This is a genomic window from Amycolatopsis azurea DSM 43854 (assembly GCF_001995215.1).
GTDB classification, from domain to species: Bacteria; Actinomycetota; Actinomycetes; order Mycobacteriales; family Pseudonocardiaceae; genus Amycolatopsis; species Amycolatopsis azurea.
This window is the reverse complement of record NZ_MUXN01000020.1, coordinates 12,451-24,835: the sequence shown is the minus strand read 5'-3', so window position 1 is coordinate 24,835 and position 12,385 is coordinate 12,451. Positions and strand designations below refer to the sequence as shown.

At 68.0% G+C, this 12,385-nt stretch carries 12 protein-coding genes; 6 read left to right on the top strand and 6 right to left on the bottom strand.

Going from position 1 to position 12,385, the window contains the following annotated elements; translation table 11 throughout:
- Positions 1-369 precede the first annotated feature (369 nt).
- The 3 genes from B0293_RS25335 to B0293_RS25325 form a co-directional block, all read right to left on the bottom strand.
- The gene (locus B0293_RS25335; RefSeq protein ID WP_005165898.1) at positions 370-1,122 is read right to left on the bottom strand and encodes a hypothetical protein; all 753 of its coding nucleotides are present in this window, start codon (positions 1,120-1,122) and stop codon (positions 370-372) included.
- An 83-nt stretch (positions 1,123-1,205) separates the two neighbouring features.
- A complete protein-coding gene (locus B0293_RS25330; protein WP_005165899.1) occupies positions 1,206-2,006 on the bottom strand; it encodes an ABC transporter permease in 801 nt (266 codons plus the stop codon).
- Positions 2,003-3,031, bottom strand: coding sequence for a daunorubicin resistance protein DrrA family ABC transporter ATP-binding protein (locus tag B0293_RS25325; RefSeq protein ID WP_005165900.1), 1,029 nt, complete (start codon positions 3,029-3,031; stop codon positions 2,003-2,005). The genes B0293_RS25330 and B0293_RS25325 overlap by 4 nt, the downstream gene beginning before the upstream one ends.
- Before the next feature lie 301 nt (positions 3,032-3,332).
- Between B0293_RS25325 and B0293_RS25320 the strand changes: the two genes are divergently transcribed.
- From B0293_RS25320 to B0293_RS25295, 6 genes are all read left to right on the top strand, one after another.
- Positions 3,333-4,481, top strand: a complete 1,149-nt coding sequence (locus tag B0293_RS25320; RefSeq protein ID WP_005165901.1) for an MFS transporter — start codon at positions 3,333-3,335, stop codon at positions 4,479-4,481.
- A gap of 16 nt (positions 4,482-4,497) precedes the next feature.
- Positions 4,498-5,739: a cytochrome P450 gene (locus B0293_RS25315; protein ID WP_005165902.1), complete on the top strand. Its 1,242-nt coding sequence runs from the start codon at positions 4,498-4,500 to the stop codon at positions 5,737-5,739.
- Positions 5,740-5,772: 33 nt separating this feature from the next.
- Positions 5,773-6,321 (top strand): dihydrofolate reductase family protein, encoded by a 549-nt coding sequence (locus tag B0293_RS25310; protein ID WP_005165904.1) that lies wholly within the window; start codon positions 5,773-5,775, stop codon positions 6,319-6,321.
- A gap of 157 nt (positions 6,322-6,478) precedes the next feature.
- Positions 6,479-8,779: an ATP-binding cassette domain-containing protein gene (locus B0293_RS25305; RefSeq protein ID WP_005165907.1), complete on the top strand. Its 2,301-nt coding sequence runs from the start codon at positions 6,479-6,481 to the stop codon at positions 8,777-8,779.
- Between the two features lie 150 nt (positions 8,780-8,929).
- Complete coding sequence (locus B0293_RS25300) at positions 8,930-9,211, top strand: DUF6235 family protein (RefSeq protein ID WP_005165909.1); 282 nt, start codon at positions 8,930-8,932, stop codon at positions 9,209-9,211.
- Positions 9,212-9,360: 149 nt separating this feature from the next.
- The gene (locus B0293_RS25295) at positions 9,361-9,966 is read left to right on the top strand and encodes a response regulator transcription factor (RefSeq protein WP_039919500.1); all 606 of its coding nucleotides are present in this window, start codon (positions 9,361-9,363) and stop codon (positions 9,964-9,966) included.
- A gap of 38 nt (positions 9,967-10,004) precedes the next feature.
- Here the strand turns inward: B0293_RS25295 and B0293_RS25290 are convergent, their stop codons facing one another.
- From B0293_RS25290 to msrA, 3 genes are all read right to left on the bottom strand, one after another.
- Entirely contained in the window at positions 10,005-11,162 is a 1,158-nt protein-coding gene (locus tag B0293_RS25290) for a methyltransferase domain-containing protein (protein ID WP_039919505.1), read from the bottom strand.
- 195 nt (positions 11,163-11,357) lie between these two features.
- Entirely contained in the window at positions 11,358-11,849 is a 492-nt protein-coding gene (locus B0293_RS25285) for a hypothetical protein (RefSeq protein WP_005165917.1), read from the bottom strand.
- Complete coding sequence (gene msrA, locus B0293_RS25280) at positions 11,828-12,322, bottom strand: peptide-methionine (S)-S-oxide reductase MsrA (RefSeq protein ID WP_005165919.1); 495 nt, start codon at positions 12,320-12,322, stop codon at positions 11,828-11,830. Before msrA ends, B0293_RS25285 begins: the two co-directional genes overlap by 22 nt.
- Positions 12,323-12,385 lie beyond the last annotated feature (63 nt).

Sequence of the window (12,385 nt, the reverse complement as noted above, 5' to 3'; positions counted from 1 at the left end):
CGGGCCCGGGCCGCAGTCGAGTTGTTCGTGAGTGGCGATTCGGGTTAGAGCCAGCCGTGTCCCAGGTACCTACTGTCGGACGGGTTTCGCGTGGCTAGAGGGACGACACGTGTGATCCGATGGACGACACACGTGTCCAGCCGGACGACACACGGCGGACCGGCCGCATGCCGTGTCGTCCACCCAGTCACGCGTGTCGTCCGTCGGGTCACACGTGTCGTCCACCCCAGCACGCGAAACTCCCGGATCGGTCCAGTGGGTCGTCCCGACACTCACCACTGGCGCCGACGTTGCGAAAGCCACTTTCGCAACGTCTAACGTTGCGAAAGTGGCTTTCGCAACGTCGCCACGATCGTCCGAACCGCGCACCTATCTGATGGTGAAAAGCTCGACGGGGTGCGGGACGCGGATCTCCCCCGCGGCGCGCGTGCCGAGTTCGCTCACCGCGTCCAGCAGCTCCGCGCGGCTCGTCCCGCCGGACCACGGCTGGTGCCGGGCGAAGGTCAGGAATTCGAGCAGCCGCTGCGAAGGCTCGGAAACCGGCACCACGATCTCCGCGTCCACCGTGACGGACATGAACCCCATGCCGAACCGCGTCAGTTCCTCCGCGAGCGTCTGCGCGAACAACGGACGCACCACGCCCTGCTGCGCCAGGGAATCCGCGAAGGGACCGTTCAGCCGGTTCAGCGGGGTCACCGCGACGAAGAGCCGCCGATGCCGGTTGCGGGCCTCCTTCAGCACCGCCATGCCGTCGTCAGCGCCGAGGTAGCACAGCGACTGGACGAACAGGCCGTACTCGGTCGCCGCGATCCGGCGGTCGGTGATGTCGGACATGCTCGCGGTGAACACGCGGTGGCCCCGCACCTTCGGCAGCCCGGCCAGCTCCGCGCGCAGCCGTGCCACCGCTTCGCCGTTGGTGTCGACGCCCTGGAACCACACCGTTCTCCGCGGCACCCGCGCGATCAGCTCCAGTTCGAACATGCCGAACCCGCAGCCGTACGACGTCAGCTCCAGATCCGCGCCCGCCCCGATCTGTCTCGACGTCTCCTCGGCCATCAGCCGCTGCTGATCGGTCAGGCTCCGGAAGGTGGCGTTACAGGTGTTGTAGTCCAGTTCGTCCATCAGTGCTCCCCGAATCAGGGCCCCGAAACACCGAAGCCGTGGCGCGCGGGCGCCACGGCTTCGGTGATCGAGCGACGAATACTTCAGATCCGCTTCTTCAAGGCACGTACCGAAAGTGCCCCGAAAACGATCGCGATCACGGCCGCCCAGACCAGCGACCAGATCACCGATGAGGTGACGCCGGCGCCACCGTTCATCAGCCCGCGGCACGCCTTGAGCAGGATCGCCACCGGGCTGACGTCGGCGAACGCCTGCAACCAGGACGGCATCGTCTCGACCGGCGCGAACACCCCGCTGACGAAGTTCAGCGGCAGGACGACCGCGAACGCGAACACCTGGACCTTCTCCGCCTGGTCGGCGGCGACGCCCACCAGCGTGGGCACCCAGGAGAACGCGATCGCGAAGACCAGCAGGAGCAACCCTGCCGCCAGCACGCCGAGGAAACCCTTCTCCGGCCTGAAGCCGAGCAGCAGCCCGACGCCGACCACCAGCAGCACGGACCAGACCTGCTTGAACTGGTCGCCGACGATCCGGCCGGCCAGCGGTGCCCAGCGCGCGATCGGCAGCGAACGGAACCGGTCGAACACGCCCTGGGACAGGTCGGTGTTGAGGCCGATGCCGACGTTGATGGTCGCGAACAGCATGCTCATCACCAGCATGCCGGGGATCATGAACTGCAGGTACGCGTGCCGGTCCCCGGAGATCGCGCCACCGAAGACGAACGTGAACAGCAGCGTGAAGATGATCGGCTGGAAGCTGATGTCGGCGAGCTGCTTCGGCTCGTGCTTGACCGAAACCGTGCTGCGCCAGGCGAGGGTGAACATCTGCGAGATGCCCTGGAAGAACCCGACCCGGGAAGAGAGCTGCGGCGTCGCGGCGGTCATCGGATCTCCTCCTCGGTCTCGTCGGGCGTCTCCTCGGCGGGGCGTCCGGTCAGGCTCAGGAACACCTCGTCCAGGCTGGAGCTGCGCAGGGACAGTTCGCCGATGACGATGCCCGCCTCCTCCAGCCGCCGGACCGCGCCGGGCAGCGCGGCCGGGTCGGTGACCGGGACGCTGACGACCTGGCCCGAGACGTCCGGCGTCGCACCGGCGATCTCGCCGATCAGCCGCACGACCTTCTCGAGGTCGGCGCCCTGGGCGCCGCGCACCGTCAGGCGCTGGGCGCCGGTGCTGGCCTTGAGCTCGTCAGGAGTGCCCTTGGCGATCACCTTGCCGTGGTCGACGACCACGATCTCGTCGGCGAGGGCGTCGGCCTCCTCCAGGTACTGCGTGGTCAGCAGCACCGTGACGCCGTCGGCGACCAGGCCGCGCACGACGTCCCACAGCTCGAGCCTGCTGCGCGGGTCAAGCCCGGTGGTGGGCTCGTCCAGGAACAGCAGCCGCGCGTCCCCGACCAGGCTGGCGGCCAGGTCGAGCCGACGTCGCATACCGCCCGAGTAACCCTTGGCCGCGCGGCCACCCGCCTCGGTGAGGGAGAAGCGCTCCAAGAGCTCGTGCGCGCGGGCCTTGGCCGCCCGCCGCGAAAAGCCGAGCAGCCGCCCGATCAGCAGCAGGTTCTCCACGCCGGTCAGGCTTTCGTCGACCGAGGCGTACTGACCGGTCAGGCCGATCAGCTGGCGTACCTGGTGGGCTTCCTTCTGGATGTCGTACCCGGCAACGGTGGCATGGCCCTCGTCCGGCGTCACCAGCGTGGACAGGATCCGGACCGTGGTGGTCTTCCCGGCCCCGTTCGGGCCGAGGACGCCGAGCACCGTGCCCGTGCGGACCGCCAGGTCGACGCCGTCGAGCGCGGTCGTCTCGCCGAACCGTTTCACCAGCCCTTCGGCGTGGATCGCGAATTCCGTCTCGTTCCCCCGCTGCCCCGGGCCGGCCCTCGACGCGGTCGCGGGTTCGACGTTCTGCAACATGACGCACTACCTTCCTGTTCCTCACAACCAGACGCTCTCGTGCGGTTACATCATGCGACCGAGCGCCGCACAGGAGCAGTGAATGGTTAATCTTTTAAGTATGAATTCTTCATTTTCGGGATGAATATCCCAGCCTGCCGAGCGTCGTACCGAAGCAGAGAATACCGCTGGCACGCGGTTTCGATCTTCTCCATAAATGCGGTCAATAATCGTGGTCTCTTCCCGAATTCCGCTGATAACCTGCGAATGTCAACCCCTTCGGGAAACGCCATTACCCACCCCGGAAAGGATCGTCACGGTCATGGTCGCCGTCATCACCGCCGCCCCGCGGACCAGCACGGTCTTCGCCGGATTCGCCGCGTACGGCGCCTTGTGGGGGCCTTATCTTTCGATGCTGCCGGACGTCCGGACCGCCACCGGCGCGGGTGAGGCACAACTCGGTGCCGCGTTGCTGATCGGCGCGCTCGCGGCGATGCCCGCGATGTTCGCGATCGGCAGGCTGCTCGACCGGTTCGGCCGCCCGGTGGCGGTCGCGACTTTCGCCGGATTCGCGCTCATCGCGCCGCTGCCCGCGCTCGCCGGTTCCGTGCCGGCTTTGTTCCTGACCTTGGGCTTGTTCGGATTCGGCTCCGGCGCCTGCAATGTCGTCGTGGTCGCGCTGGCCGCGTCCGCCGAAGCGGGCGACGGGCCCCGCGTGATGAACCGCGCGCACGCGTTGTTCAGCGTCGGCCTGTTGACGTGCAGCCTCGGCACCGGGGCGGCGCGATCAGCGGGCGTACCCGCCGAAGTGATCGCGCTGACGCTTTCGGCGCTGGTCGTCGTCGGCGCCGTCGCGACGAGGAAATCCGTGCCGGGACGACTGGTGCGGCAGGGCCGGGAATCGGGGCGGGGCCTGAAACTCGGCCCGGCGGTCCTGTTGCTCTGCCTGCTGGCCGCGCTGGCCATGGTCGTGGAAAGCGGGGTCCAGCAATGGAGCGCGGTCTTCCTGACCGACGTCACCCGCGCGCCGGTCGGGATCTCCGCGGCCGCTCCCGGCGTCTTCGCCGCGGGAATGGCGCTGGGCAGGCTCGGCGGGCACTGGATGGCGGGCCGCGCGTCGGACCGCCTGGTGCTGCTCGCCTCCGGCGCGCTTTCCGGAGTGGGCGTGCTGCTGCTTTCCATGGCCGACGCGCCGGTGCACGGCCTGCTCGGCACCGCCGTGGTCGGGGGCGCGATCTCGGTGTCGACGCCCACGGTCTACGGGCTGATCGGGCGCGGCACGACACCGGAGGACCGCGGCGCGGTGATCGGCTCGGCCGCGTCACTGGCCAGCGTCGGCCTGCTGCTCGGCCCGGCCGTGGTCGGCCAGATCGCCGGACACACCGACCTGCGGGTCGCCATCGCGGCACTGTCCGTGGCCTCGGTCGCGGTCTGCCTGCTCGCGCTGCGCGTACCCGCCCGGAATGGATGAACGGAGGATGATCCCGATGGCCGACGTCACGGGAGGCAGCGGAGGCTCGGATTTCGCCGAAGGGCGGAACAGGCGACTGCTCGTCGGGGACGGCGTCCCCGACGGATGCCCCATCAGTTCACGCCACCGCGACGGACGTCGTGAATGGCTGGTGAGCGGCCATTCCGAAGCTCGCGAGTTCCTGCGCGACAAACGATTCAGCCGGGCACTGCTGGCCGAGACGGCCCATCCGCGCGGTCCGGCCACCCGGATGTCGGTGACCGATTTCGACCCGCCCCGGCACACGCGGATCCGGAAGCTCATCGGCGGCGCGTTCTCCGCCCGCCGCGCGGAACAGTTGCGCGAGTATGTCGCGACCGCTGCCGAAGACCTGCTCGGCAAACTGATCGACGACGGCCCCACCGCGGATCTGATCGCCGATTTCTGCGCACCGCTGACCTTCACGGCGCAGGCCGAACTGCTGGGTGTGCCGCGATCGCGCCGCGAGGCGATCCGCAAACGCGCGAACGGGCGGCTCGGCGAGCCCGGCTCACCGCGATCCGCCGTCTACCAAGGCGAACTGCTGCTGCACGACGAGGTCACGGCGATGCTCGCCGACACCGAGGACCCACCGGCCGGGCTGATGGCGGAACTCGTCGAGGCCCATCGCTCGGGAGTGCTCGACGAAAGCGAACTCACCGGGCTGGCGGCGTCGCTGTTCTTCGACGGGCACGCGCTGGCGTCCGCGCAGATCGCCAACACGGTGCTGTGCCTGATCTCCCGGCCGGGTCTGCTGGGCACACTGGACGCGAATCCGGAACTGGTGGAATCCGCCGTCGAGGAAGCGTTGCGGTACAGCCCCTCGGTGAACTTCAGCATGACCCGGATCGCGACGGAGGAAGTCACCCTCGCCGACGCCCGGATCGAGCCCGGCGACCTGGTGACGGCGCTGCTGCCGGTGGTCAACCGCGACGAAGACGTCTTCACCGACCCGGACCGGTTCGAGGTGGACCGGCAAGCCCGGCACCTGTCCTTCGGGCACGGCACGCACCACTGCATCGGCGCCCACCTCGCCCGCGTCGAGGTCCAATCGGCGGTGCGCGCGCTTTCCCGCCGCGCGCCGCGGCTTTCCCTTGCCGTGCCCGAATCCGCGCTGACCTGGACGGTCTCGCCGACGATGCGGGCATTATCGGCGCTGCCGGTCCGCTGGACTTCTTCCGGCGTGCTCGATCCTTTGGACCGCCGCGCACGGCGGTGGGAGGATCGCCCAGCGGCCTGAATCCAGGCTTGCGGGTAACGAAAGGAGTTCGTCATGCGCGAGATCGCCGCGGGACTGTTCATCACACTGGACGGCGTGGTGGAACGGCCCGACCGCTGGATGAACCAGTACTGGTCCGACGAGATGACCGAGGGCATCAACGAGAGCCTCGACGCCTCGGACGCCGTTCTGATGGGCAAGGACACTTACCTGGCCTTCGAACAGTTGTGGAAGCCGCAGGGCGACAGCAACCCGATGGCGGCGTTCCTCAACGGCACGCACAAATACGTCGTGTCTTCGACGCTCGACGAAAACTCGCTGACCTGGCCGGACACGAGCCTGATCACCGGCGACATCGCGGGCGCGATCACCCGGCTGAAGGAGGATTCCGGCAAGTCGATCCGGGTGCCCGGAAGCCCGAGGCTGGTTCGGTGGCTGCTCGCCGAGGGGCTGCTGGACGAGCTCGCGCTCAACGTCATGCCGCTGGTGGCCGGCGAGGGAATGCGGCTGTTCGAGGACGGCGGCAAGGAGATCCCGCTGAAGCTGACGAGTGCGAAATCGCTGAAGACCGGCGTCGTCGGCACTGTCTACACCCGCGCCTGAGGAATCGCCCCGGCAGTGGCATGAAATATTCATTTCTCCGTCGTGACGAATGCATAACCCGAAATGGCGCGAACGGGCTACCGCACGACCCAAGGCACTGTGATAATGGCGAGCAGGCGCGACCACTCTCGCGCTTCGGCGAAGAAAGGAAACTTCTGTGACTGCCGCAGCCCGCAAGACCAGGCAACAACCGGCGGGTGAGGGAATCCGCGTCACCGGCGCTCACGAGAACAACCTGAAGGACGTCTCACTCGAACTCCCGAAGAACCAGATCACGGTTTTCGTCGGGGTGTCGGGTTCCGGGAAGTCCTCCGTCGTGTTCGACACGATCGCCGTCGAGGCGCAGCGCCAGCTGAACGCCACGTTCCCCTGGTTCATCCGCAACCAGCTGCCCAAGCACGAACGTCCGCATGTGGACAGCATCGAGAACCTGACCACGCCGGTGATCGTCGACCAGCGCCCGCTCGGCGGGAACGCCCGCTCGACGGTCGCCACGGTCGCCGACATCCACCCGCTGCTGCGGGTGCTGTTCTCGCGCCAGGGAAAGCCCAGTGCGGGCAACCCGTCGTTGTACTCGTTCAACGACCCCAACGGGATGTGCCCCGACTGCGAAGGCATCGGACGCGCGGTGCGCCCGGATCCCGAGCTGATGCTCGACATGACGAAGTCGCTCGACGAGGGCGCGATCCTGGTGCCGGGCTACCCGGTCGGCAGTCCCGGCTGGCAGTTCTACGCCAACCACGACGCCATCAACCCGGCCAAGAAGCTCAACAAGTACACCGCGAAGGAGATGGACACCCTCCTGCACGGCAACGAGGGCAAGGTCCAGCTCACCTTCAAGAACGGCAAGACGCAGACCCTGACGTTCGAGGGCCTGGTCGCGAACTTCACCCGGCGCCATCTCAAACGCGACACCGGGTCGATGAGCGAGAAGACCCGCGCCCAGGCGGAGAAGTTCATCTCCGAGGGCACCTGCACGGTCTGCCGCGGCGGCCGGCTGAGCGCGGCGGCGCTGGCGACCAAGCTGGCGGGCAAGAACATCGCGCAGTGGTGCGAGCTGCAGATCACCGATCTGATCGAGCTCATCCGGTCCATCAAGGACAAGCAGACCGTCGCGATGGCGCAAGGCGTGCTGGCCGCGCTCGAACGGATCGAGGCGATCGGCCTCGGCTACCTTTCCCTGGACCGTGCGACGACTTCGCTGTCCGGCGGTGAAGGGCAGCGGCTCAAGCTGGTCAAGCACCTGGGCAGCGACCTGACGGGACTGACCTACGTCTTCGACGAGCCCAGTGTCGGCTTGCACCCCCGCGACGTCGGGCGGCTCAACGACCTGCTGAGGGCGTTGCGGGACAAGGGAAACACGATCCTGGTGGTCGAACACGACCCGGACGTCATCGAGATCGCCGACCACGTGGTCGAGATCGGGCCGCGCGCGGGCGTGCACGGCGGCGAGGTCGTGTTCGAGGGGACGTACAAGCAGCTGCGCGCCGGCAAGACGCTCACCGCGGCAGGGCTGGCCCGCTCGGGTGTCGTCAAGGCGAATCCGCGGAGTTCCAAGGGAAAGCTGCCGATCAAGCGGGCCTCGCTGCACAACCTGAAGAACGTCTCGGTCGACATCCCGACCGGGGTGCTCACCGCGGTCACCGGTGTCGCGGGCTCGGGCAAGAGCTCGTTGATCTCCGGTGTCTTCCGCGAGGCGCACCCGGACGCGATCTTCGTGGACCAGACGCCGATCGCGGCGTCCTCCCGGTCGACTCCGGCGACGTACCTCGGCCTGATGGACCCGGTGCGCAAGCTCTTCGCGAAGGCGAGCGGCGCGAACGCGGCGTTGTTCAGCTTCAACTCCAAGGGCGCCTGCGAGGAATGCCAGGGCCGCGGCGTGCTGATCACCGAAGTGTCCTATATGGACCCGATCACGACGCATTGCGAAAGCTGCGACGGGCGCCGGTTCAAGGACGAGGTGCTCGCGCACAAGCTGCGCGGCAAGTCGATCGCCGACGTGCTGGAACTGTCGGCGGAGCAGGCGGCGGAGTACTTCACCGAGGCACCGGTGCTGGCGAAGGTGAACGCGCTGATCGAGACCGGGCTCGGCTACCTCGGGCTCGGGCAGGCGCTGAGCACGCTGTCCGGCGGTGAACGCCAGCGGATCAAGCTGGCGGACCGGCTTTCCGGTGGCGGGAACGTCTACATCCTCGACGAGCCGACCACCGGTCTGCACATGAGCGACATCGACATGCTGCTCGGCCTGCTCAACGGCATGGTCGACGCGGGCAACACGGTGGTGGTCATCGAGCACAACCTGGCGGTGATCGAGCAGGCGGACTGGGTCATCGACCTCGGTCCGGGCGGCGGCAAGAACGGCGGCGAGATCGTCTTCACCGGCACGCCCGAGAAACTCCTGACCGCGGAGAACTCGCTGACCGGCGAGTACCTCAGGCGCTACCAACAGGCCGACTAGGCAAATCAAGTGAAGGCCCCCTTCCCTCGGCTGTGTTTTCAGTGACCAGCCGAGGGAAGGGGGCCTTCACGCGTCACCGAGCAGGATCCGAGACGCCCTGCGCCGCCGAAGATCGCCATGCTGGAGGCAGTGGTTCGGTGAGGAGGCTCGATGGCGGTGCGGCTGGCGCTGGCCGGCGGGCTGGAATGGCTGGATTCGATTCCGGAAAGCGAACGCGCGACGATTTTCACGGCGTTGTTCGCCATCTGCGACGGATCCGCGTTCCTGACCTACGGCGTATTCAAGGTCGGCGGCGGCCGCGACCGATTCCTGCTGACCGTGGCCCCCGAGCTGGCCGTCCGGATCCGGATCGACTGGGCGCGTTCGGAATTCGAGCTGCTCGGGTTCACCCGGAGGGCCCTCGGCTGGCCGAAGGAGCTCGACGAGCTGTGAGCCGCCGCGGCATTCGGGTGCCGGAAGGACACGACCGGCCTAGGCGAAACTCACGACGGGAAAGCGCATTCCGTCGATCCGTCACCGGGTGATCAAAATGCCGTAGACTGACGACGAAGCCACTGAACTGGGGTGCGAGGTGCTTCGTGGTGATCAAAGTGCTGCTCGCTGAAGATATGCATATGGTCCGCGGTGCCCTCGTGGCCCTGCTGAACCTGGAACCGGACATAGAAGTGGTCGCCGAAGTCTCTTCGGGTGACCAGATACTGCCGACCGCGAAATCCGTCCAGCCGGATGTCGCGGTCATCGACATCGACCTGCCGGGCAAGGACGGCCTGACGGCGGCCGTCGAGATCCACGAAAGCCTGCCCGGCTGCCACACGCTGATCCTCACCAGTCTCGGGCGCCCCGGCACGGTCCGGCGCGCGCTGGACGCGAAGGTCAAAGGCTTCCTGCTGAAGGACGCGCCGTCGGACAAACTGGCGAACGCGGTGCGGTCGGTCGCGATCGGGCGGCGGGTGATCGACAGCGAACTGGCGCTGGCCGCCTGGGAGACCGACGACTGCCCGCTGACCGGTCGCGAGATCGAGATCCTGCGGGTGACCGCGCGCGGCCGCACCGTCGCCGACATCGCCGCCGAGCTCTTCCTTTCCCCCGGCACGGTCCGGAACTATCTGGCCGCGATCGTCATGAAACTCAACGCCCGCAATCGGGTGCACGCGATCCGCATCGCCACCGACGCCGAATGGCTGTGACCGCACCGTCGGCCGGTGGATCCCCATTGGACCAGCGGTCAGGTCGCGGAGGGAGCGACCGCCGGCCAGGTGCGTACCACGTTGCCGGGCTCGTCCAGCCAGATTTCCTGGCCTGTAGTGGAAATCGTCAACCCGAAACGCGTGTGTCGCGGCTCCAGACGGCTCAGCCACCAGGCGTGCGCGGTCTCGACCTCGGTCCACAACCTGCGCGGGCCGAGCTGCCGGACCGGGTACTTCCCCGTCACGGCGGCATCGGCGGTGGCGTGGACGGTGGCCACCGACTCGCTGGGCACGTGATAGAGCAGCAGCTCGTCGGTGCCTTCGCCGTCGAAGTCGTAGGCCATGGACTGCTGCACGTCGGCGAGCTGCACACCGACGGCGAACGCCGCCGGGCCGGCGTGGACCGCACTCGGGCTGACGGTGGTGGTGTCGGTGTCCACGTCGGCGGCGTCGATCAGATCGGACAGGCGGCCGGCGTGGCCGAACGGGCCGCGCTGGGCTCGCAACCGCATGAACGAGGCGGAATCGACCACCCGTCCCTGTGCCCGGCCTCGGCCGTCGGCGCTGAGGTGGACCTGGACGCCGTTGCAGAACAACGTGCCCCACGGGGACAGGATCGTGCCGTGCTCGATGGTCTGGGCGGCCCAGGCGTAGGGGATATGTCCGGCGGTGACCGCGCACGTCGCGATGATCCGGTCGAACGGTGCCCGCTCCCGGTGCCCGGCCGCGCCGTCTCCGGTGATGACCGTGGGCCGGTAGCCGGCGGCGTGCAGGTTCGCCCGCGCACCGTCGGCCAGCACCGGGTCGACTTCGATGCTGGTCACGTTCTCCTCGCCGGCCAGCGCGCACAGCAACGCGGTGTTGTAGCCGGTTCCGGTACCGATCTCCAGTACGCGATGCCCCGGCTGGACGTCGAGCCGGTCGAGCATTCCCCGCACCAGCGACGGTTCGGACGCCGAACTGGTGGCGTTCATGCTCGTCGCGGGCCACACTGTGGCGCCGTCGTCGAGCTGGGTGACGATCGGGGCGTCCTGCTCGACCGCGGCCCGCCATCGCGCCGGCTCGGTCGCGCGGTCGATCGGCTGCGGACGGCCGTTCTCGTCATCGAACCAGATCCGGGCGGGGATGAACGCGGCCCGGTCCACCAGCTCGAACGCCGCGTCACTGCCCACTGCGGTGCCGTCCTTGAGGATCATCGTCCCCACCGCCGCCCTGGGTGCCCTTCTTCTCGTCTGGATCCTTCGAGTCCTGGTTGGCCTTCTCTTCGTGCTTCGCCACGTCGAGACCTCCCCTTCCGCCGGTCCGTTTCTCAACGGTAGCCGTCGGTGACCCGACAACTCCAGAACGCACGCATCTCCCAGGACATCCCACCCGATCAGCGCAGACCAGGCTCAAGACCGATCGAGCTCATCCATGGAGATCTCCACGGGGCCTAACCGCAGCACGCCGTCGTCGAGCGGCACGCAGCGTTTCCCGCCGCGGCCCCGCAGCGCGCGGAAGGTGCCGGGCGGGTAGACGACGTCCATCCAGGCGCACGGGTTCGCGGGCCGGTGGATCTCGAAGCGCACGGGTCCGTCGCCGGAGTCCAGCGTGAGAACGGAGTCCCGCGGCAGGGCGTCCACGTCGAAGCCCGACAGCACGATGTTCCGCCGGGCGAGCAACGGGTCGCCGGGAACGGACGCCGAGAACAGCGTCACCGCGGCCTGACGATGAGCGGGGTGGTCGAAGTACCGGTCACCGACCAGCCCCAGTCCCGCGCGTACCTCGACGTGGTCGCACGAGACCGGAGACGGATCGGGACGAGGGCCGTCGGAAGGACGGCCCTCGTAGGCGTGCACGGGAGAGACGTGCAGCGCGACGATCAGCGCTCGCCCAGTTGCCATTCCGGCCGCACGTAGTGGCAGGTGTAGCCGTTCGGGATGCGCTCCAGGTAGTCCTGGTGCTCGGGCTCGGCTTCCCAGAAGTCACCGGCCTGGGTCACCTCGGTGACGACCTTGCCCGGCCACTTGCCGGAGGCGTCGACGTCGGCGATCGTCTGTTCGGCGACCTGCTTCTGCTTGTCGTCGGTGTAGTAGATCGCCGACCGGTAGCTCGCGCCGATGTCGTTGCCCTGACGGTTGCGGGTCGTCGGGTCGTGGATCTGGAAGAAGAACTCCAGGATCTGCCGATACGACAGCTGGGCCGGGTCGAAGACGATCTCGATGCCTTCGGCGTGCGAGCCGTGGTTGCGGTAGGTCGCGTTCGGCACGTCTCCGCCGGTGTAGCCGACCCTGGTGGAGACGACTCCGGGGTGCCGGCGGAACAGGTCCTGCATGCCCCAGAAGCAGCCGCCCGCGAGAACAGCCTTTTCCGTCACTGTTGATCTCCTCTGGTCGTTGACACCCAGTACAACGTGTCGCACCGTCCCTGTCATCCCCGT